This is a genomic window from Nocardioides sp. BP30 (assembly GCF_029873215.1).
Lineage (GTDB): Bacteria > Actinomycetota > Actinomycetes > Propionibacteriales > Nocardioidaceae > Nocardioides.
Genome location: NZ_CP123620.1, coordinates 3,275,626 through 3,296,904 on the forward strand (window position 1 = coordinate 3,275,626; position 21,279 = coordinate 3,296,904).

Below are 21,279 nucleotides of genomic sequence, written 5' to 3' on the forward strand. Positions count from 1 at the left end.
TCAGAAGGAGACACGTGTGAACCCCACATGGGTCGGGAAGCGAAGCAGGAGGCTGGCGACGTTGCTCGGCGCCGGTGCCCTCCTGCTCACCCCACTCGCCGCGACGCAGTCGGCGACCGCCGCCACATCGGTCACCCCCGCTGCGACCACCGCACCCTCCACCGCCACCTCCGACACCCTGCCGGACCCCACCAAGGAGGGGCCGTTCGGTTGGAACGTCGTCCAGGAGGTCAAGCTCGGCGTCGCCGACATCCAAGAGCCCAACTCCAGCGGTGCGGCTCCGACGGTCGGCAGCAACCAGGCCGAGGAGCAACTCGAGATCAGGGGCCAGCTCTACACCCCTGACTACAGCAAGCGGACGACGCCGTCACCGCTGATCTTCATCGTGCACGGCAACCACGGCTCCTGCGACGTCTCCGCCCCCACGGGGACGACGACGCCGACCTGCACGGTCTACAAGCACAACGAGTCCGGCTACGCCTACCTCGGGCAGAACCTGGCGACGTGGGGCTACACGGTCTTCTCGCTCTCGCAGGACCAGCTGATGCTTCGCCAGGACTCGAACATGGGCAAGGGCATGCACGCGCGCCGCATGCTCATCGCTGCCGCCCTGGACGCGCTGACCAAGGCGAACCAGCCGGCCGGCCTCCCCGATGATGCCCACACCACCGTCGGCACGACGCTGTCCGGTCACCTCGACATGTCCCGGATCGGCCTGATGGGCCACTCCCGCGGCGGCGACGCGGTGGCGAACTTCCTGGACTACAACCGGATCCGCACCGACGGTCCGCGCTACCCCATCCGCGGCGTCATCTCCCTCGCGCCGGTCGACTACGAGCGCAAGGCGCCGTACGGCATGCCGTTCATGTCGATCCTGCCGATGTGTGACGGCGACGTGTCAAACCTGCAGGGTGCGCGGCTCTTCGAGCGCAGCCAGTACATCAACCCCAACGACCCCTTCCCCCGGATCCAGGTGGAGCAGCTGGGCGCGATCCACAACTGGTACAACTCGGTGTGGTACGCCGACGGCGGGGCCGACGGCCAGGCCAACAACGACGCGGCCTGCGGCAACTCCTACCCCTTCGCGGCGAACAACGTGCACCCGCACAACCTCCGCCTGAGCGGGGCCGCCTATGCGACCACGGACATGACGAAGGCGATCGGCACCGCCAGCCCCGACCCGTCGCTGAGCGACCCGACCAAGAACTACCTCATCGACGACAACAACCTGCTCGACCCCACCAAGGACACCAAGATCTCCGGTGACCCCTCGTTGATGGGCGATCAGGAGAAGCTCGGTCTGGCCACGATGGCAGCGTTCTTCCGCCGTTACGTCGGTGGCGAGGGTGCCTTCGAGCCGTACATGACCGGCGAGCTGTCCGACACCACCACCGGCAAGCAGGTGCCCACCACCGCCTGCCCGACCAGTGCCAGCGGTACGGCGATCCCGTGCAACCAGCGGGTCAACACCACCTACTTCGGCGCGCCGACCGAGCGCACCGACGTCATCGACCCCGAGGTGCAGAACCCGCTCACCGAGAACGCCCTCGGAGGCACGCTGAGCGGCAGCGGCTTCGCCGACGCCTACGCCCAGTCCCCGGGCGTCTCGCCGAAGCCGGCGGCCACCGCCACCGGCTACGACTGGTGCAACCCGGAGCCGACGGACTTCGCCCCGGCGCAGCTCGGCATGGCCGGCCTGCCCACTGCCGCCAAGCCCTGCCCGCTGCCCGATGCCAACACCGGCCTCGGCGGCCAGAACAACGGCATGCGGGAGAACTCGCCGGTCAACGAGTCCTACGGCCGTCAGCTCGCGCTGGCCTGGGACCCGAGCTCGACGGCGAAGCTGGACGCCCAGATCCCGTCCGCCTCGCAGGACATGAGCGGCTACAAGGCCCTGGCCATGGACGCGTCGGTCAACTTCTTCGACCTGCGCAACCCGGGTGCCGACAACCGCGGCAACAGCACCAAGGACACCACCTCGACCGGCTGCACCACGGCGCTGCCGTGCTGGCCCAACGAGAAGCCCACGTCCTACGACCCGACGTCGACCACGCAGAACTTCAAGATCGTCCTCACCGACACCGAGGGCCACAGCGCCTCCGTCGACGCGGGTGACCCCCGCTGGGGCAACGCTCTGCACATGTCGACCGGCACCAACACGCCGAACACGCACATCGTGCTCGACCAGATCCGGGTGCCGCTGACCGAGTTCACCGCTCAGGGTGTCGACGTCAGCAAGGTCGCCGGCCTGGAGCTGCAGTTCGGCGTGGCCGGTACGCCGACCTCGGGCTCGATCCAGCTGGCTGACGTCCGGTTCCAGGAGACGGCCACGGGCTCGCAGATCCTGTCCGACGGTGCCACCAAGGCCGACGGTGCCGGCTACGGTCCCGACGCCACGACGGACCCGGCGACGTACCTGAACGCCTACGACGCCGCTCCCGGTCACGAGCAGCTGCTCGACATCGTCAACAACGCCAAGCAGAACACCACCTGGACCGTCGACGACGACAAGAAGCAGTGCCCGAACGCCCAGTTCACCCACATCCAGGACGCGGTCAACTACGCCCAGCCCTGGGACACGATCGTGGTCTGCGCTGGCGTGTACCAGGAGTCCTCGACGCCGAGCTCGAGCACCTCGAGCCCGACGGCCAACGGCTCCACCAACGGCCTGACCATCAACAAGCCGCTGAAGATCAAGGGCGCCGGCGCCGACAAGGTGACCATCGAGCCCGACCAGTCGGTCGACTCGCTGGCCGGCCAGGTCCCGGACCTGCGTGACGGCGGCGGCAACGTCATCACCGTCTCGCGTCAGTCGCTGGGCTCGACCGACACCAACGAGATGTTCGTCGACATCTCGGGCGTGACGGTGACGGCCGGCAACACCTGGGCCGAGGCCGGCATCGCCTACTTCCAGGCCGCCGGTCGGATCTCGAACTCGGTCGTCGGTCCGATGAAGGTCGCCGCGACCGCCGACGAGCTGGCCGATCACCCGCACGGTTGGGGCATCGTCAAGACCGGGTGGGTCCAAGGTGCCGGGCCCGGCACCGTGGAGAGCGAGCTCACCGTCGCCAACAGCGTCGTCCAGGGCTACCAGTCCGGCGGCATCCTGTTCGACGGAGCGCGTGGCAAGGACGGCAGCGCGGACAACCTGGTCCGCACCGGCATCCGCAACCACGGCTACGTGAGCAACACCGTCGTGAAGGGCAGCTCCAGCAGGCTCTTCCCGCAGACCGGCATCCAGTACACCTCCGGCGTGACCGGCTACGTGAACGGCTCCCGGATCACCGGGAACTTCTACAAGGCCGACCCGTCGAAGTCGTACGGTCTGCTGCTCACCGACGCCGGCACCGACACCACCGGTGCGCTGGTCGGCTCCGCCGACTCGATCACCGGCAACGGGTTCGCGGTCTACAACGCCAACGCCGACAAGAGCGCGGTGCGGACGGGTGCTCCGTTCGTCCTCACCGGCAGCTACCTGGGCAACCCGGCGCCGATCTCGGGCGGCCCGGCCGACCCGAGCACCGGCACGGAGGCGATCTCCGGGGTGGGCACCGACAACAAGGCGACTGTCACGCTGACCAGTCGCTCGAGTGTCCCGCTCACCACGTCGCCCACGACGTACGGTGCGACGACCGACAAGGCGCCCAGCGCCGCGCTGATCGATCCGGCAGCGGGTTCGACGCTGTCGGTCGGGAAGCCGGTCTTCCCGCTGGCTCGCGGTCTGGACGACTTCGCGGTCGCCTCGGCCACCCTGCTGGTCGACGGCACACCTGTCGAGACCGAGTCGCAGGCGCCCTACCAGTTCGCCTGGACCCCGAGCGCGGCGTACGCCGGCAAGAAGGTCACCCTCGCCACGACGGTGACCGACTCGTCCGGCCAGTCGACCACCTCGGACCCGGTGACCGTCTCGGTCGCCAAGGTGGGCACGACGACGCCTGTCACCCCGACCGCTCCGGTGATCCACGTCGACAAGGTGCAGCGGACCAAGAAGGGCACGGCGAAGATCACCGTGACCGTCAGCGGTCCGGGCACCGTGTCGCTGTCGGGCAAGGGCATCGTGCACAAGTCCAGGAGCGTGAGCACGACCGCCACGCTGGTGGTCAGGACCAAGGGCAAGCTCCGCCACAAGCTCGTCAAGCACCACAAGGTGAAGGCGACGGTTGTCCTCACCTTCACCAGCAGCGCCGGAGCCACGGCGTCCCTCGAGGGGACGGTGCCGCTGGTCAAGCGTAAGTAGCACCTCAGCAACAGCGGAGGGCCCCGGCGGCGCGATCAGCGTCGGCGGGGCCCTTCGTCGTCGGCCGAGGGGCACCGTCAGTCGGCGTGCTCGTCGGCGCTGCGCGAGTCGGTCAGGGTCAGCGCCCCACCGATCGCGATCACCCCCACGACCGCGGCCAGGACCGCGTAGGTCACCCGCTCGCCGTGGAAGAAGCTGGCCACCAGGGCGGAGCTCCAGGTGCCCGTCGGCAGGGAGGTGGTGACCAGCGCGGCGATCAGGGTGCCGACCAGGGCGGTGCCGACGCTGGTGCCCACCTCCTGGGCGGTGTCGTTGAGGGCGGCGCCGATCGAGGTGCGGTTGCTCGGCATCGCGTCGACCAGCGCCACCGCGCAGATCGTCATCACGGTCCGCAGTCCGGCGGTCATGACCACCATCGAGATGGCGATCGCGAGGTAGCCGTGCTCGACGCCCCAGGCCATGCCAGCCAGGGCACCGGCGAGGAGAACGCCACCGACGACGCACGCGATGCGGTGTCCGAAGCGCTTGATCAGTCCTTCGGAGAACGGCGTGGCGACCAGCATGGTGGCGATCATCGGCAGGTTCGCCAGACCGGCGCGGACCGGCGACCAGCCGTAGGCGTACTGGAAGTGCAGGATCAGGCCGAACATCACGCTGGCCATCGCGATCGACGTGCCCGCCTGGGCGATGGTGGCGCCCCGGACGGTGCCGTTCGCGAAGAGGGTGAGGTCGAGCATCGGCGACGCCGTACGGCGCTCGTGCCAGACGAAGGCGAGTCCGGCGAGCACGGCACCGGCGATGGACGCCAGGGTGGCGGCCGAGGACCAGCCATGGTCGACGCCGGAGGTGGCGGCGTAGCACGCCAGGCCGATGGTCAGCACGCTCAGCGCGGCACCAGGCAGGTCCAGGGCGTCGTCGGTCAGGCCGTCGCGGTCGTCGGGGGCGACGCCGCGCCACACGCCGATGCAGGCGATCAGCGCGATCGGAGCGTTGACGACCAGCAGCCACTCCCAGCGGATGTGCGCGAGCGCGGTGCCGCCGAGGACCGGGCCGAGGATGAAGCCGGACATGCCGACGATGATCATCACCGTCATCGCGCGCATCCGCAGCGCCTTGTCGTCGAAGAGCCGGAAGACCAGCGAGTTGGTGATCGGCGCCATGGCCGCCGCCGCGATGCCGAGGGCGGCCCGCAACGCGATCAGCTCGCCGGAGGTGTCGACCGCCACCACCAGGAGGCTGATCAGACCGAACAGGGCGAGCCCGACCAGCAGCACCCGGCGACGACCGAAGCGATCGGCCACCGAGCCGGCGGTCAGCAGCAGACCGCCGAAGGTCAGCGAGTAGGCGCCGGTGACCCACTGCAGCGCGGTGGTGCCGCTGCCGAGGTCGCGCCCGATCGTGGGCAGCGCGATCGAGAGGAGGGTGTTGTCGACCATCTCGACGAAGAAGGCCAGACAGAGCGCGGCCAGCGGGATCCACGCCGCGCGCAGGGACGGATAGGTGCGCGACCCTGGACTGGTCGCGACGGTGGTCGTGGTGGTGCTCATCGGGGGCTCCTCGGGTACGGCGCCGATCGGTCTGACGGCGTGACCCCGACGCTAGGCGGGCGCGGTTTCAGGGCGGCTTCACGTCGGCTTCACGGCGCCTTCAGCGGGTTGGCGGCTCCTCGCTGCCCTCGGGCCCGGACTGCGCGCATGAGAGTCGGGTCCAGCGTCAGGCCGTGGCCCGGCGCAGCGTCCCCTCCAGCTCGGGGAGCACTGCCTGCACCCGCCGGTCGGCGACCGCCTCCGCCTCCTCGTCCCGGGCGGCGCGGGCATCCCACAGCGCCGCCTTCGCCCGGAGGTAGCGCAGGTGGACCCGCAGCGTGGCGATCTCCTCCTCGACCCGCTCCGCGTGCTGCAGCAGCAGGTCCCGCTGATCGCCGGCGCGGTCCGGGCCGGCGACCCGGTTGGCCTGGTAGACCCGCATGTCCTCGATGCTCATCCCCATCGCCCGCAGGCACGCCAGCACGCCGAGCGCCTCCACGTCCGCCTCCCGGTAGCGGCGGTGACCGCTGGACGCATCGCGCGGGACCGGGCCGATGAGCCCCACCTGCTCGTAGTAGCGCAGGGTCGGCTCGCTGAGACCCGTACGCCGTGCGACCGCCTGGATGGTGAGTGCCATGGGTCCACTAGAGACGACCTCAAGCGCTTGAAGTCAAGACCGCGTCGTCAGCCGATCAGTCCGAGCTCGCGCAGGCTGGCGACGGTCTCCGCAATCGTCTCGCCGACGGGCCGCGGCCGGAAGGCGAGCTCGGCCTTCGCCCGGTCGTTGTGGATCGTCAACGCGGTGGGCTCCTCGCCCGGCGCCTCGGTGACGGTCGCGGAGGTGCTCGCGGCCTCGTGCACCAGCCGTGCCACCTCGCGATAGGTCAGCGAGGGACCGTCGGCGAGCAGGAGGTAGCGCCTGCCAGCGGCCTCGGAGACGTCCATGGCGGCGACGTGGGCGGCGGCCACATCGCGTACGTCGACGAGCCCGAACCGCTGCTTCGGCACGGTGGTGAGATGTCCCGAGGCCAGCCCCTGGACCAGCTGCAGCGAGGAGCGCGCCTCGGCGGTCAGGGCGGGCCCGAGGATGAAGGTCGGGTTGAGGGAGACCAGCTCCGGCGCGTCGGCGTACTGCTCGACGAAGTCCCACGCGGCACGCTCGGCGACCGTCTTGGCCATCGGGTACGCCGGCAGGCCCGGCGTCTCCGGGTCGGTCCAGTCGTCCTCGGTGTAGTCGCGCACCGGCTTGGGCGTGTAACCCACCGCCGCGAAGGAGGAGGTGAGCACGACCCGGCGTACGCCGGCCTCGCGGGCGGCCCGCAGCACGTGCAGCGCGCCGTCGCGGGCGGGTACGACCACCTCGGCCGGGTCGGTGGGCTGGATCATGGGCGTCGCCACGTGGTGGACGACATCGCAGCCGGCCACGGCCGCCGCCCAGCCATCGGCGGAGGTCAGCGAGGCGAGAGCGATCTCGAGGTCGCCGTCGTCCGCCCCCGCCCGGGCCAGGGCGGACCGCAGACCCGCCTCCCGGTCCGGCGAGCGCAGCGTCACGCGGACGCGCTCGCCCGACTGCAGCAGTCGCGCCGTCAGCCAGCTGCCCAGGTAGCCGTTGCCTCCGGTGACGAGGACGCGGCGGCCGGTGTGGAACTCATCGTGCTGTGTGGTCATGGCACGACGAAACCTTCCCTCAAGCGCTTGAGGTCAAGCGCCGGCTCAGGCGTGCGGCGTGGCCTGCCCGTTCTCGTTCGCGGTGGTGCCGTTGGTCGAGGCGCCGGAGCCGGGGGCGAGCGCCGCCGGGCCCGAGCCGGAGCCCGAGCCGGAGCTGGAGGCCAGCCCGGTCATCACGGTCTGCAGGATCGTGGACCCCTGCGCGGCGAGCTGGGCGACCGCGTCGTTGAGCCCGTCGGTGCCGTTGAGGATGGTGAGGTTGGCGTTGGCCAGGCCGTCCGCAGCCGCCTTCATCATCTGCGGGAGCTGGGCGATGATCGCCTGGTCGAGCGCGATCCGGCCCTCGGCGGCGGAGGCCTCGGCCGACATCTTGGTGCGGTCGGCCTCCGCCTGAGCGAGGGTACGGATCCGCTCGGCCTCCGCCTCGGCCGGCTTGACGACCTCCGCGACCAGCTCGGCCTCGCGCAACTCGGCGTTCTTCGCCGCGACCTTGGCCTGCTCCTCCAGCACCGCCTGCTGCGCCTTCGCCGCCGCCAGCGGGCCGGCCTGCTCGGCGGTGGCCTGCGCCTGGTCGATCTGCGACTGGTACTCGGCCTGCTTCACCGCCGTCGCCCGGGCGTACTCGGCCTGGTTCTGCACCGAGAGCTGCTGCGCCTCCGCTGCCAGCTGGTCGGCCTGCGCCTGCGCGATCTTGGCGGCCTGCTGCACCGTCGCCTGGTGCGGCGCCGCCAGGGAGTTGATGTAGCCGCTGCCGCGGTCGTCGATGGACTGGATCTGCAGCGAGTCCACCACCAGACCGAGGTTGGCCATCTCGAGCTTGGAGGCCGAGAGCACCTGCTCGGCGAGCTTCTGCCGCTCGCGGATGATGTCCTCGACGGTCATCGAGCCCACGATCGAGCGCAGGTGCCCGGCGAAGATCTGCCCGGTCAGCACGCTCATCCGGTCCTGGTCGGCGAGGAACCGCTGGGCCGCCGCGGCGATGCTCGCGTGGTCCGAGCCGACCTTGAACGCGATCACGCCCTTGACCGCGAGGCCGATGCCCTGCTGGGTCACGCACGCCTCCTCGATCACCGCCTCCATCAGCGACAGCGTCAGGTAGGAGACGCGCCGGAAGACCGGTACGACGAAGGCGCCGTGCCCGGTGACGATACGGAACGGCAACCGGTTGTCACCGCGGCTCTTGCCACCGGAGATCAACATCGCCTGGTCGGGCGCGGGGACGTGCCATCCGAACATGGAACACCTTCTTCTGATCGAGCTCCTGATCGAGCGTGTCGAGTTGCTGGGCTTGCGGACCTAGCAGGCGATGACGTCGACCTGCCGGGGACCGCGGATGCCGATGACGAGCACCGACGTACCGGGCTCGAGCGGCTCCTCCCCGAAGGCGATGAACCTCTCCGGAACGCCCTGGCTGTCAGCGACGATCTCGCCCGGCACGTCGTTGCCGGGGATGCGCAGGACCACCTCTGCCACCTGACCCACGAGGAAGTCGTCAGCCACGCCGTCGGGCCCCTTTCTGTCGTCGTCTGCTGGGGCCACCGTAGGAGACGACCCGCCCGTGCCGCCGCGGAATCACCAGGAACCCGCCACGGTGGCTCTCGGTTCTCACCGTGAGTCCCACCGCCGGACGCTACGGTGTGCCGGTGATCGCCGAGCCGTCGAAGCGTGCCGCCTGGTGGCGAGCCTTGCCTGTGCTGGCCGTGCTGCTCGTTGGTGCCGCGCTGACCGTTCGCGGTCCGGGACTGCTGCGCAGCGCCGGGATCGGTCTCGTCATCGGCGCGCTCTTCCGGAACTGGCGCCGCTGGGCCCGCGACGTCTCGGCCCGTGCCGCAGACACTCCGCTCCACCGAGGCGAGGTGGTGGACCGATGACGGCGGGCCATCGCGACCCCGACGAGCGCTCGGCCAACCGCCTTGGACGCTCGTGCGCCTTCTGCGGAAGCACCGACGTCGGGTGGGAGCACCCGCTCGACCCCCGCCTGGCGACGTTCGAGGTCCACGGGGAAGGTCACATCCTGCCGGCATCGTGGGCGCTGTGCGATCCGTGCGAGAGGCTCTACGTCGCGCAGGACGACAGCGCCGCCCTCTCGGTCATGATGCGACACGACACAGCGCCGGACGCTAAGCGGGCGTACGCGGCCTCGGCACTGCGCGTTCAAGCGTGCCGACCGTGGTGGCGAGCCGCTGGATCAGGAGCCGGTCACCGTCGCCGCCGCACGAGAGCTCGGCTTCGTCCCCCTCGCCGAGGTGACCGGAGCGATGGCCCTCGGCGCGCTCTGGCCGGCTGAGCATCGGGGGTGGCTTGCCGAGGCGGCTGCCGCGTTCGACGCTGACGACGACCGCTTCGGCTGGCTGATCCGCTCCCCGGACCCGGCCGTCCCCGTCCGCGACACGCTGAACGCCCTGTGGCGCTGGGTCGAGCGCGACCCGGCGTGCCGAGACCCACAGGTCTGGACGCAGCGCGTCGAGGAGTTCTTCGCTCGCTCCGCGTGATCCGTTCCAGGCGATCGCGGACCGCGGAGCGAACGGCGCACCCGGTGCGCGCTCCACTCCACGGTCGACTCCGCGGACGAAGCGCATGCCGTCCCCGCCCACAGGGAAGGATGGTGCCGTGCGTCGCTCCCGGGTCCCCCTGCTCGCGCTGACGGTCGGACTGGTGCTCGCCGACTCGGCGGTGGTCACGCTCGCGCTACCGGCGATCCTGCAGAAGCTGCACGGGAGCGTGCCGCAGATCGCCTGGGTGCTGATCTCGTTCAATCTGGTGCTGGCGGTGTGCGCGGTGCCGGCCGCCCGGCTCTGCGAGCGGTTCGACCAGCGGATCTGCTGCGCTGCCGGCATCGCGCTCTTCGCGGCCGCCTCGGCGGCGTGCGCGCTCGCGGGCTCGATGGAGCTGCTCATCGCCGCGCGCTCGGCGCAGGCGCTCGGCGGTGCCTTCGCGCTGGTCGGAGCGCTGGAGCTGCTGGTGAGCGTGCAGGGTGAGCGCACCGGCGTCGGCTGGTGGATCGCCGCCGGTGTGGTCGGGACGGCAGCCGGCCCGGTCGTCGGGGGTCTACTCACCCAGGCGATCTCGTGGCAGGCGATCTTCGTGGTGCAGGTGCCGGTGGCGGTCCTCGCCGTACCCGCTGCCCTCAGCATCCGCCCCGTGCGTACGGCGACTCCGCAGCGGCATCCACCCGCGCTCGCGCCCAACCTCGCCCTGGCGCTGCTCTCGGCCGCGCTGACGGCGGCGCTGTTCCTGCTGGTGCTGCTGCTGGTGGAGGGGTGGCGCCACTCCCCTGCCACCGCAGCCCTGACCGTCTCGGTCATCCCCCTGGCCGCTGCGGCCGCCCGGCCGCTGGTGCGCGGCCTGCGCGCCTCGCCGACGGTCGAGGCGGCCGCCGGGAGCCTGCTCATCGCCGGTGGGCTGGTCGCCCTGGCGCTGCCGCCCTCAGCCCACCTCGCCTGGACCATCGCACCGCAGGCGCTCGTCGGGCTCGGTCTCGGCATGACGGTCGACAGGCTGACCGCCGCCGCCCTGCGTGACCGGCTTCCCCGAGCGGTGCACGGCGGCTGGACGATCGCCGCCCGGCATCTGGGGGTGGTTGCGGGGCTGCTCGTCCTGACGCCTGTCTTCACCGCCAGCCTGGAGGCCGCCCAGGGGCCGGCGCAGGAGGCGGTTACCGCGCTCGTCCTCGACGCGCCGCTGCAGGCGAGCGACAAGGTCGCGATCGCCCAGGCGCTCGGGGATCGGCTCGCCGACCAGCACGACCAGGTCCCCGACCTGCGCCCCGCCTTCGCGTCGCTCGACATCGCGCCCGGCGACCGGCCGGCGGCCGACCGGCTCGAGCGGGATCTGGACGACCAGGTACGTCGCGCGGCCACGCGCGCCTTCCGCGACTCCTTCCTGATCGCCGGCGCCCTGGCCCTGCTCGCACTGGTCCCCCTCTCCGTACGACGGAGGCCGCGATGAGCCTCGACGTACGCCTGCGGAGGCTCGCGCTGCCCCTGCTCGCCCTCGCCCTTGTCGCGATCGTGCTGGTCGTGCAGGTCGCGAACGGAGGCGGCGGCTACGCGCCGAACGCGCTGGCCGATCCGTGTGCCGCCCGCTCGGCGACCAGCACGCCGGCCACCCTCGACGCACTCGGGCAGGAGCTGGTGCTGCTGGGACTGGACGGCGCTGCCTGCCGGCTCGGCACCTCCCGCGAGGCACTGACGCTCGACCTGGCCCAGCACCACGACGACCCGAGCGACGCCCAGGTCGCGGCACTGAAGGCGGGGCTGCTCGATGCCGTCGCTCGGATGAAGAGCGCCGGGACGCTGCCGCCCTCCGCCGACCTGATCGACCAGGCCCTCGACGCGAGCGACCTCAACTCGTTGGCGAAGCTGGCGATCCGGGCGCTGCCCGACAGCATCGTCGACCGGGCCCTGCCGACCGACGAGGTGTTACGGCAGGCGATCGAGAACCTCGACGTACGCTCCCTCCTGACCGGCCTGGACGACTCCGATCACCTCGGTGACCTGGTCACCCGAGCGGTGGTCAAGGCGGCCGAGCAGACCATCACCGCGAAGCTGCGCGGGCTGGTGTGAGGAACGCTGGGCATCACTGCGTCAGCAGGTAGCCCGCCAGCACGAAGCCGCACAGCGCGATCAGCACCCGCAGGATCGCCGCGGGCAGCCGGCGTGCGACGGCCGGCCCGATCAGGCCACCGACGACGGCCCCGAGTGCGAGCGGCCACATCGCATGCCAGACCACGCTGCCCAGGACCGCGAAGAGGACGGCCGGGAGCACGTCGGAGCCGACCAGGATGACGTTCTTCAACGAGTTCGCCCGGTGCAGCACCGGCTCGACGGTGAGCAGCAGGAGCGTGATCAGCAAGATGCCTGCCCCGGCACCGAAATAGCCGTTGTAGACAGCGACCGCACCCCCGGCCACGGCCACGATCGGCCGCGCCAACGCACGGCCACTGTCGCGCTGCCAACGGCTGATCGCGGGCTGGAGCAGCAGCACCAGCGCGCCGGTCGCCACCAGGTAGGGCACGATCCGGTCGAAGACCCGTCCGGGGGTGAGGACCAGGAGCGCCGCGCCGGCCAGCGACAGCGCGACGTACGCCGGCAGCCACGCACGGATCGCGTGACCGCGACCGACGACGTCCGGCCCGGCACGCAAGGCCGAGCTGATCCCGCTGCCCAGCAACGCCACCGAGTTGGTCACGTTGGCCGCGAGCGGCGGGATGCCGACGGCGAGCAGCGCCGGATAGGCCACCAGCGAGGTGATCCCACCGGCGGTGCCGATCACGCCGGCTGCCACGCCTGCGCCGGCGAGGAACGCCTCGGCGACGAGCTCACGCACACCCTCTCCCCACGTCGACCCGGACAGCGGGTGGCCACGTTAGCCGCTCGCGGCGCCCGCTGCTCCGCGGGGACGTCTCGTCCTGGGGCGGTGGGTCGTCCCTGCGAACGGCATGTCCTGGCCGACGCGTTCAGGCACAATGCGGTCATGGGCAGGAACGGTGCACCGGCTGTGGGCGCGATGCTCTGGCGGGCACGTATCCGCTTCATCGTCGCGTTCACCGCCGTCGGGACAGCTGTCCATCACTGGCACGGGTGGCTCGGCTGGGCGCTGGGGCTCGCCGTCGCCGGCGGCCTGATGCTCTTCGAGCTGCCCGGTTGGTGGCGTTACGTCACCACCGGGGAGCACGATCGGCCACCTGAGGAGCCACGGCTCGCGGGCACTGCACGCTTCCGGCAGCCCGGGACGACGAACGTCCGACTGCTGTCGGTCGGCGGCGACCGAGCCCGCGTCGCACGGCGACTCGGTCACATCACCGGGCTGGACGAAGTGGCCGTCGATGATCTGCTCGATGCCGTGCCGACCGCGCTCCCCCGACGCCTCAGCGTGACCAGCGCCGAGGAGGCGGTGAACGCGCTGCGCGACGTCGGCGCCGAGGCGCGGATGCGCATCCAGCCCATCGGCCTCGCCGAGGGGCACAGCACCAGCTGAGCGTGGCGGTCGCGCCCGCAAAGTGTCACCGTGACAGTTAGCGGCGTCGGTGACACCTGTGACGTGTCACCGACGGCCCGAGCCGCCGACGTCGCTCAGCTGTCGCGCCAGGCGATCAGCTTCTCCAGGGTGGACAGGTCGTAGTCGGGGCCGCCGACGCCGACGGTGATCAGCTCCGCGCCCGCGTCGCGCAGCTCCTTGGCTCCGTCGAGGTCGCTGGCAGCGACCGAGATCTCGATCTGCGAGGCGTCGCGGCCGATCGTCTCGCAGTGTCCGGCCAGCACGCCGAGCTTGTGCTTGAGCGTGTCGACGTCGGCGAAGGAGTGCCAGATGTCGGCGTGCTGGGCGACCAGCTTCAGCGTCTTCTTCTCCCCGCCGCCACCGATCAGCACCGGGATCTTGCGGGTCGGGGCAGGGTTGAGCTTGGCCCAGCGCGACTCGATCCGCGGAAGCGCCTCGGCGAGGTCGTTGAGCCGGCCACCGGCGGTACCGAACTCGTAGCCGTACTCGGTGTAGTCCTTCTCGAACCATCCCGAGCCGATGCCGAGCAGGAGCCGGCCGTCGCTGATGTGGTCGACGGTGCGGGCCATGTCGGCCAGCAGCTCGGGATTGCGGTAGCTGTTGCAGGTCACCAGCACGCCGAGCTCGGCCCTGCTGGTCTGCTCGGCCCACGCGGCGAGGGTGGTCCAGGCCTCGAAGTGCTTGCCCTCGGGCTCGCCGTAGAGCGGATAGAAGTGGTCCCAGGTGAAGATGACGTCGGCGCCGAGCTCCTCGGCCTGGCGGACGGCATCACGGATCTGCTGGTAGTCGGCGTGCTGCGGCTGCAGCTGGACGCCGATCCGAAGGGGGCGGGTCATGGGCCCAACCTACGGGGCCGCCCCACCGGCGTCACAGCAGTAGTCTGCGAACCGCATCCCCGGGCAGGTGTCCGCCGGACCCGCACCGGGCACTGACGCGCGAGGAGGTGGCGATGAGCGTTCATCGAGCGGACGCGGTCGCGGCGCAGGCCCGCGACCATCCCGTCATGGAGTGGGGCGCGCGGATGGGCTTCGCGGTCTACGGCCTGGTCTACGTCGTGCTCGCCTGGTTGGCCGTGCAGGTGGCCGTCGCCGGCGGTCGTTCGGCCTCGGTCTCCCGCCAGGGGGCGTTGCGCGAGGTCGCGCGTCAGCCGCTCGGCCATACGGTGCTCTGGATCGCGTTCGTCGGCTTCTGCGCCCTCGTGCTGTGGGAGGTCGCCACGGCACTGGGCGGGCACGAGGACAAGGACGGCGCCGACCGGGTGCGCAGCGGACTGGGCTCGGCGGCGAAGGCGATCGTGTTCGCCGCCTTCGCGATCAGTACGGCGAAGATCGCGCTCGGCGCCGGCAGCAGCAGCCACACCAAGGGCTGGACCGCTCGGTTGATGAGCCTGCCGGGCGGCCCGGTGATCGTGGGAGCCATCGGCGTGGCGGTCGCGGGATACGGCTGCTACAGCATCGCCAAGGGGCTCGGCGACGGCTGGCGCAAGGAACTCGATGCGCGGGGCACCCGAGGAGACCTGGGCAGGGTCATCACCGTGCTGGCCCGCGCCGGCTACACCTCCCGCGGCGTGGCCTTCGGAATCATCGGTGGACTGTTCGTGTGGGCGGCGATCACCGAGGATCCGAACCGTTCCGGCGGCCTGGACCGCGCCCTGCAGCGACTTCGCGGCGCGCCCTTCGGCACCGCCCTGCTGGTGCTGGTAGCGCTCGGCTTCGCCTGCTACGGCGTCTACAACGTGGCCAAGGCGCGACACCTGCGTCCGCGGTAGGGCCGCCGCCCTAGCCCGGCCGCAGCGCGGCAGGCCTCACCGGTCTGCGTTGGCCCGCCCGATGGCTGCGGTGAGCACCGTCGCGAAGCCGCACCACCCGGCGTACGGGGCCAGCCCCCAGCCCGTACGCCGGTCGATCCTCCCGGCGCGTCTCGCCAGGTCGGTGCTGCTCAGCGCGAGGGCGGCCGCGACGCCGGTGGCCGGCCCGATGCGGTGGGCCTTGAAGAAGACCCAGGTCCAGGAGGCGTTGAGCACCAGGTTCGCGCCGAGCGCCCGGCGGTAGGAACGGGCCGTTGTGGCCTCGGCCTTCTCCAGCGCCACCGCGGAGGCGACGGCGATACCGGCGTACAACGCCGTCCAGACCACGGGGAACGCGGCGGCCGGAGGTTGGATCGCCGGCTTGCGCAGGCCGCCGTACCAGGGACCCGAGGTCTCCTTGCTGGCCACACCGCCGACCAGGGCGGTCGCGGCGACGGCGCCCGTCGTCGCGGCCAGGGTGTTGCGGAACATGGTGTCCTCCCGTCGTCTGCCGTCCGACGCTACCCGGGCCCACCGCCCACCCCGGCGCGGGCCGGTTCTGTGATGGGATGTCACATCCGCGGGTCGTCGATCGTCGTGAGGACGACACCATCATGCTGGCCCTGCCACCAGCCCACGAGGAGCACCCATGTCTTACGCAGTCGACTTCCAGGACGTCTCGACGATCGGTCTGGAGACCTCCCCCGTCGCCGAGGCCCTGGCCGGGCTGCGGGCCAACGAGGCCCGCTACTTCAAGAACAAGTACGACCACACCTACACGACGGTCCCCGCGCAGGAGGCGCCCGAGGTGCTCGCCTGGGTGGAGCGCATCCTGAAGGAGGAGCGCGGCCTGGAGTTCGCGGCCCGACCGCTGGAGGTGGCCGACATCGAGGTGGACGGCATCAAGTGGCCCGAGGTCATCTACGAGTCCGGCCTGATCGTCAACGTCCTCTACACCCTGGCCGACGCCGGCAAGCGTGCGGTCGGCTTCAAGCTCGCCGAGGGGATGGAGGTGCCCGAGGAGCTCGCCGAGGCGGGGTTCAAGTTCGCCCGGCAGAAGTCGAAGCTCGCCGGCACGATCCGCGGGTCGTTCTTCGTGATCAAGGGGACGTACTGACCGCTCGCCGGTTCGCCCGGCCGTTCCGCCGGCCGGGCACTCCGGCGGCTCACAGGTCGATCTGCGAGCCCATCACCACGACCCGCTCCGAGGGCAGGTTGAAGTACTCCGCCGGGTTGGCGGCGTTGCGGGCCATCAGCACGAACAGCGCCTTGCGCCACCGCGGCAGCTTGCCGTGGTGCGCCTGCGGGGCCAGGTTCGCCCGGGAGAGGAAGTAGGTCACCTGCTCCAGGTCGGGGATGAACTCCCAGCCGGAGTCGTGCAGGTGGGCGTGCAGGGCCGCGGGGATGTCGGGGCGGTCGAAGAAGCCGTAGCGCATCGTCACGTGCATGATGCCGTCGCCGGTGAAGCCGAGCGGGTCGAAGGCGAAGGCCTTGTGCACGGGCACGTGCGGCACCGTCTGCGGGATCGCCGTGAAGATGACGACTCGCTCGTGCAGCACACCGATGTGATCGACGTTGGCGCGCATCGCCAGCGGCGTCGTCTCCTTGGAGGGGTGCGGGAAGACAGCCATCCCGGGCACGCGATGCACCGGATGCTCGTGCAGGTCCTGCACGAAGTCGACCAGCCGGCCCTCCTTGTGCACCCGGCTGTCGGTCACGATCTCCCGGCCGCGGTACCAGGTGCTCATCAGCGTGAACATCACCGTCGCGATGAGCAGCGGCAGCCAGCCGCCGTGCGGGATCTTGTTCAGGTTGCCGATCAGGAAGCTGAGCTCCATCCCGCCGAAGATGATCGCGAACAGCACCAGGCGCCAGGTCGCCCACTTCCACTGCAGCCGCGCGACGACCAGCATCAGGATCGTGTCAATGAGCAGCGCGCCGGTGACGGACACCCCGTACGCCGTGGCCAGCCGGTCCGAGCTGCGGAAGACCAGCATCAGCGCCAGCACGCCGACGAAGAGCACCGCGTTGATCACCGGCAGGTAGACCTGACCGGCCGATCCCTCCGAGGTCTGCCGCACGGTCAGGGACGGCAGCAGCCCCAGCTGGGTGGCCTGGCGCGAGACCGAGAACGCTCCCGAGATCACCGCCTGGGAGGCGATCACCGTGGCGATCGTGGCCATCACGACCATCGGTACCTGTGCCCAGCCCGGCACCAGGAGGAAGAACGGGTTCGAGATCGCGCTGGGATCGCGCAGGATCAGCTCGCCCTGACCCATGTAGGTGAGCACGAGCGCGGGGAAGACGAACACGAACCAGGCCAGGGCGATCGGACGCCGGCCGAAGTGGCCCATGTCGGCGTACAGGGCCTCCGCACCGGTGATGCACAGCACCACCGCGCCCATCGCGATGAAGGTGATGAGCGGGTGCTCGATCATGAAGGCCAGCGCGTAGGTCGGCGATAGCGAGCGCAGGATGCCGGGGTGTGGGATCACCACCCGCAGCCCCGCCAGTGCGAGGACGGTGAACCAGACCAGCATCGCCGGCCCGAAGAACGCACCGACCCGGTGGGTCCCGTAGCGCTGGGTGGCGAACAGCACCACCAGGATCGTGATCGAGATCGGCAGCACCAGGTGGGTCAGGCTCGGCGCCGCGACGCTGACCCCCTCCACCGCGGAGAGGACCGAGATCGCGGGGGTGATCACCGAGTCGCCGAAGAAGAGGCTGGCGCCGACGATCGCCAGGACGATCACGACCCCGACCCGCCGGCTCTTCGCACCGATCGCGCGGCGGGCGATGCCGGCCAGCGCCATCACGCCGCCCTCGCCGCCGTTGTCGGCCCGCATGATCACGCCGATGTACTTGATCGAGACGATCAGCGTCACCGACCAGACCACCATGCTGATCACGCCGTACACGTCGCCGGGCGTGGGCTTGATGGCGTGGTCGTCGATGGAGAAGAGCGTCTTGAGCGAGTACAGCGGGCTGGTACCGATGTCGCCGAAGACGACCCCCAGGGCCCCGAGGGTGACCAGCGCGAGGTCGCGGTGCCTCCTGTCGGGACCGCCCTCGAGCGCTTCCCCGGAGCCGGTAGCGGTCGTTACCTGCGCGTCATTCACCGGCACATCCTGCACCCACGTCCCGCCGGATCCACGATCGAGCGCGTGAAGCGGACGGCACACGCCCGCGCGCGCAGGTTGCGGGCAGGTTGTGGCCAGGCTCCCGGGCCGGCCGGCGGCCTGTCAGGGATGTCGGCGGGCGCCCTTCATCACCCGGTCGACCGCGTTGCTCGCTCCGTGCACCGCCACCCCGACCAGATCCAGGTCGGCCCCGCGTACGGCGCGGACCGCGGCGCGGTTGTCCTCGTCGTTGCCGGTGCCGAAGAGGTCGTGGGTGAAGACGCTGAGCGCGAGTTCCCGGCGTACGGCTCGCTCGCGGATCTCGGCCAGGGTCTCCTTGCCGCCCTCGAAGACGAAGAGCGGCTGCCCGAGCGTGGCCAGGTACGGCGTCCCGTCGGCGTCCTCGTAGCCGGCTCCCACCAGCTGCGGGAAGGCGTGGGTGATGGCACCGATCAGGTAGGAGGCGGCGTTCACCCGCTGCCACGGGGCAAGGTCCTCGCGCAGGACGACGGCGATCTTGGTGTCGAAGGGGTAGCTGCCCATGCCCCGATCCTCGTGGGCAGGGGCGGAGCGGTCTTGTACGTTCTTGACATGGGCTCCGCCGCGACGATCAGGGCCTGGCGCCCGGAGATCGCCGGCGTTGCCGAGGTGCTGCATGCGCACTTCCCGCGGCACGCCTACCCGCCGCACACGCACGGCACCTGGACCCTGCTCGTGGTCGACAGCGGCACCATCGGGTTCGAGCTCGGCCGGCACGACCACGGCGCGATGCCCTCCCTGGTGACGCTGCTGCCGCCGCACGTGCCGCACGACGGGCACAACGCCACCAGCGCCGGCTTCCGCAAGCGGGTGATCTACCTGGAGGAGGAGGTCCTCGGTGCCGAACGGATCGGCGCTGCCGTCGATCGGCCCGGGTGGCGCGACGGCGATCTGCTGGCGGCGGTGCGCGGCCTGGACGACGCGCTCGGCCGCCGGCACGACCGGTTCGAGGCCGAGGCGCGGCTGGCCCTGGTCGCCGACGCCCTGCACGAACGGCTCGACCGTCGCCCGCGCCGGGCCGGTCCGGCGGCGAGCGACCGGCCGCTCGCCGCCCGGCTGCGTCGCCTCCTCGACGAGCGGCTCGCCGGGGAGGTCGTGCTGGCCGACCTCGCAGCGGAGCTGGGTGCCCACCCGACGCACCTGGTCCGCTCCTTCGGCCGGTCCTACGGGATCGCGCCGTACCGCTACCTGACCGGTCGCCGCCTCGACCACGCCCGCCGGCTGCTGCTCTCGGGCACCGCACCGTCGGTCGTCGCCGCCGAGGTCGGCTTCTACGACCAGGCGCATCTGACCCGGCACTTCCGTCGGCTGCTCGGCACCACGCCGGCCGCTTACGCGCGCTCGGCCCGGTGACCCAACCCCGAGACGTCACGTATCGGGGGTCGAGAGGCCATCGCCCGGACACTCGACCCGCGATAGGTGACGTCTCGACCTGCGAAAGGTGACGGGTCGGCATAGAACGGCTCAGGCCTGCCCCGAGAGTGCCGATAGGCCGATGTGCACGAGTTCGTCGCGCAGGATCGCGAAGCGCTCAACGACATCGCTGCGTGGACGGCCGCGCGGTTGTCCGATCCCTCAGCCGTGCCTGCGTACGGCCGCGCCGGCGAGCCCGGGACGGGAGCCGAGCCGCTGCCCGCGCTGGCGAGCGAGGGCATCGGTACCGACGCGGCGTGGGCCTGGGTCCGCGACGCCGTCCTGCCCACGGCCTTCGCCACCGACCACCCGCGCTACCTCGCCTTCGTCGGGGGCGCTCCCACGCCTGCCGCGGTCCTGACCGACGCGGCCCTCTCGGCGGCATCGGTGTACGGCGGCAGCGAGCTGGAGGCGGGGACGGTCGTGACGGCCGAGCGGGCGGCTCTCGGGTGGCTGTGCGCGTTCCTCGGCTACCCCGCCGAGGCGCACGGAGCGTTCGTCAGCGGCGGCTCGCTGGCGAACCTCAGCGCCCTTGTCGCGGCCCGGCACGGGCGCCGTACGGCGGCGGGCGCGCCGCCCGGCGTCATCGTGATGTCCGCCTCGGCGCACGCCTCGGTGCGAGCCGCCGCCGCGATCATGGGATGCGAGGTCGTGCCGGCCGGTACGGCCGACGGCCGGCTGCGCGCCGCCGATCTCGCTCCGGTCCTCGACGCGCACGACCCCGACGACGTCGTCGCCGTGGTCGCGAGTGCCGGTGCCACGAACACCGGCGCGGTGGACGCGCTGGCCGAGATCGCGGCCCTCTGCGCCGAGCGGGAGGTCTGGCTGCACGTCGACGCCGCCTACGGGGGCGCAGCCATGCTCTCGCCCTGCCATCGCGAGGCGTTCGCCGGCATCGAGCGCGCCGACTCCATCACGATCGATCCGCACAAGTGGCTCTTCACGCCCTACGAGTGTGCGGCGATCCTCTACCGCGATCCCCACCGTGCCCGCGCGGCCCACCGCCAGCGGGCCGAGTACCTCGAGGCGGCCCACGAGGCCGCGGACAACCCGGCCGACTACGCCGTGCACCTGACCCGGCGCGCGCGGGGGCTGCCGCTGTGGGCCTCCCTGCTGGCCAACGGCACCGACGCGTACGTCGACGCTGTCGAGCAATGCCTCACGACCGCCGGCTACGCCGCCAAGCAGATCGAGGCCAGCCCGACGCTGGAGCTGGCCACCGCGCCGCAGCTGTCGGTGGTGCTGTTCCGCCGTACGGGATGGGGTGCGGCCGAGTACGAGCAGTGGTCGCAGGCGGCGCGCCGCAGCGGCCTCGGGCTGGTCACGCCGACCACCTTCGGCGACGAGCCGGTGCTGCGACTCTGCTTCGTCAACCCGCGCACGACGGCCACCGATGTCGACCTGCTCCTGATGAGCCTGAAGGACGATCTGCCCTGAACGACCGCCGCCGGACCGAGCGCCGGGCCACCGCACCGACCGGGTCGTCGACCG

General features: G+C 71.3%; 20 protein-coding genes. 10 read left to right on the forward strand and 10 right to left on the reverse strand.

Features of this window, described 5'->3' with window-relative positions:
- Positions 1–16 precede the first annotated feature (16 nt).
- Entirely contained in the window at positions 17–4,237 is a 4,221-nt protein-coding gene (locus tag P5P86_RS15495; protein WP_280608347.1) for an Ig-like domain-containing protein, read from the forward strand.
- 77 nt (positions 4,238–4,314) lie between these two features.
- Here the strand turns inward: P5P86_RS15495 and P5P86_RS15500 are convergent, their stop codons facing one another.
- The 5 genes from P5P86_RS15500 to P5P86_RS15520 all read right to left on the reverse strand — a co-directional run bounded on the left by P5P86_RS15500 (position 4,315) and on the right by P5P86_RS15520 (position 8,931).
- The gene (locus P5P86_RS15500) at positions 4,315–5,784 is read right to left on the reverse strand and encodes an MFS transporter (protein WP_280608348.1); all 1,470 of its coding nucleotides are present in this window, start codon (positions 5,782–5,784) and stop codon (positions 4,315–4,317) included.
- Positions 5,785–5,950: 166 nt separating this feature from the next.
- Complete coding sequence (locus tag P5P86_RS15505; RefSeq protein WP_280608349.1) at positions 5,951–6,400, reverse strand: MerR family transcriptional regulator; 450 nt, start codon at positions 6,398–6,400, stop codon at positions 5,951–5,953.
- 47 nt (positions 6,401–6,447) lie between these two features.
- Positions 6,448–7,431, reverse strand: coding sequence for an NAD-dependent epimerase/dehydratase family protein (locus P5P86_RS15510; protein ID WP_280608350.1), 984 nt, complete (start codon positions 7,429–7,431; stop codon positions 6,448–6,450).
- Between the two features lie 45 nt (positions 7,432–7,476).
- On the reverse strand, positions 7,477–8,667 hold the full coding sequence (locus P5P86_RS15515; protein ID WP_280608351.1) for an SPFH domain-containing protein: 1,191 nt from the start codon (positions 8,665–8,667) through the stop codon (positions 7,477–7,479).
- A 60-nt stretch (positions 8,668–8,727) separates the two neighbouring features.
- Entirely contained in the window at positions 8,728–8,931 is a 204-nt protein-coding gene (locus P5P86_RS15520; RefSeq protein WP_280608352.1) for an NfeD C-terminal domain-containing protein, read from the reverse strand.
- Between the two features lie 110 nt (positions 8,932–9,041).
- On the opposite strand from P5P86_RS15520, the gene P5P86_RS15525 reads away from it, so the two are divergent.
- From P5P86_RS15525 to P5P86_RS15540, 4 genes are all read left to right on the forward strand, one after another.
- Positions 9,042–9,302 carry a hypothetical protein gene (locus tag P5P86_RS15525; RefSeq protein ID WP_280608353.1) on the forward strand — a complete coding sequence of 87 codons (261 nt, stop codon included), beginning with the start codon at positions 9,042–9,044 and terminating at the stop codon, positions 9,300–9,302.
- Between the two features lie 375 nt (positions 9,303–9,677).
- Positions 9,678–9,923 (forward strand): hypothetical protein, encoded by a 246-nt coding sequence (locus P5P86_RS15530; protein WP_280608354.1) that lies wholly within the window; start codon positions 9,678–9,680, stop codon positions 9,921–9,923.
- 118 nt (positions 9,924–10,041) lie between these two features.
- A complete protein-coding gene (locus P5P86_RS15535) occupies positions 10,042–11,379 on the forward strand; it encodes an MFS transporter (RefSeq protein ID WP_280608355.1) in 1,338 nt (445 codons plus the stop codon).
- A complete protein-coding gene (locus tag P5P86_RS15540; protein ID WP_280608356.1) occupies positions 11,376–11,996 on the forward strand; it encodes a hypothetical protein in 621 nt (206 codons plus the stop codon). The genes P5P86_RS15535 and P5P86_RS15540 overlap by 4 nt, the downstream gene beginning before the upstream one ends.
- A gap of 13 nt (positions 11,997–12,009) precedes the next feature.
- Here P5P86_RS15540 and P5P86_RS15545 read toward each other — a convergent pair whose 3' ends face one another.
- The gene (locus P5P86_RS15545; RefSeq protein ID WP_280608357.1) at positions 12,010–12,759 is read right to left on the reverse strand and encodes a sulfite exporter TauE/SafE family protein; all 750 of its coding nucleotides are present in this window, start codon (positions 12,757–12,759) and stop codon (positions 12,010–12,012) included.
- A 147-nt stretch (positions 12,760–12,906) separates the two neighbouring features.
- Between P5P86_RS15545 and P5P86_RS15550 the strand changes: the two genes are divergently transcribed.
- On the forward strand, positions 12,907–13,410 hold the full coding sequence (locus P5P86_RS15550) for a hypothetical protein (protein ID WP_280608358.1): 504 nt from the start codon (positions 12,907–12,909) through the stop codon (positions 13,408–13,410).
- 95 nt (positions 13,411–13,505) lie between these two features.
- On the opposite strand, the gene P5P86_RS15555 is transcribed toward P5P86_RS15550, so the two are convergent.
- Positions 13,506–14,267 (reverse strand): LLM class F420-dependent oxidoreductase, encoded by a 762-nt coding sequence (locus P5P86_RS15555; RefSeq protein WP_280608359.1) that lies wholly within the window; start codon positions 14,265–14,267, stop codon positions 13,506–13,508.
- A 113-nt stretch (positions 14,268–14,380) separates the two neighbouring features.
- Between P5P86_RS15555 and P5P86_RS15560 the strand changes: the two genes are divergently transcribed.
- Positions 14,381–15,199 carry a DUF1206 domain-containing protein gene (locus tag P5P86_RS15560; RefSeq protein ID WP_280608360.1) on the forward strand — a complete coding sequence of 273 codons (819 nt, stop codon included), beginning with the start codon at positions 14,381–14,383 and terminating at the stop codon, positions 15,197–15,199.
- A gap of 36 nt (positions 15,200–15,235) precedes the next feature.
- On the opposite strand, the gene P5P86_RS15565 is transcribed toward P5P86_RS15560, so the two are convergent.
- Positions 15,236–15,709 (reverse strand): TspO/MBR family protein, encoded by a 474-nt coding sequence (locus tag P5P86_RS15565; protein WP_280608361.1) that lies wholly within the window; start codon positions 15,707–15,709, stop codon positions 15,236–15,238.
- Between the two features lie 157 nt (positions 15,710–15,866).
- Here P5P86_RS15565 and P5P86_RS15570 point away from each other — a divergent pair, with 157 nt between their 5' ends.
- Positions 15,867–16,334 (forward strand): DUF8821 family protein, encoded by a 468-nt coding sequence (locus P5P86_RS15570; protein WP_280608362.1) that lies wholly within the window; start codon positions 15,867–15,869, stop codon positions 16,332–16,334.
- Positions 16,335–16,383: 49 nt separating this feature from the next.
- Here the strand turns inward: P5P86_RS15570 and P5P86_RS15575 are convergent, their stop codons facing one another.
- Entirely contained in the window at positions 16,384–18,252 is a 1,869-nt protein-coding gene (locus P5P86_RS15575) for a potassium transporter Kup (RefSeq protein ID WP_446724945.1), read from the reverse strand.
- A gap of 207 nt (positions 18,253–18,459) precedes the next feature.
- Positions 18,460–18,879: a DUF2000 family protein gene (locus P5P86_RS15580; protein WP_280608364.1), complete on the reverse strand. Its 420-nt coding sequence runs from the start codon at positions 18,877–18,879 to the stop codon at positions 18,460–18,462.
- A gap of 48 nt (positions 18,880–18,927) precedes the next feature.
- On the opposite strand from P5P86_RS15580, the gene P5P86_RS15585 reads away from it, so the two are divergent.
- Together P5P86_RS15585 and P5P86_RS15590 are read left to right on the forward strand one after the other, a co-directional pair.
- A complete protein-coding gene (locus P5P86_RS15585; RefSeq protein ID WP_280608365.1) occupies positions 18,928–19,728 on the forward strand; it encodes a helix-turn-helix transcriptional regulator in 801 nt (266 codons plus the stop codon).
- 144 nt (positions 19,729–19,872) lie between these two features.
- The gene (locus P5P86_RS15590; protein ID WP_280608366.1) at positions 19,873–21,225 is read left to right on the forward strand and encodes a pyridoxal phosphate-dependent decarboxylase family protein; all 1,353 of its coding nucleotides are present in this window, start codon (positions 19,873–19,875) and stop codon (positions 21,223–21,225) included.
- Positions 21,226–21,279 lie beyond the last annotated feature (54 nt).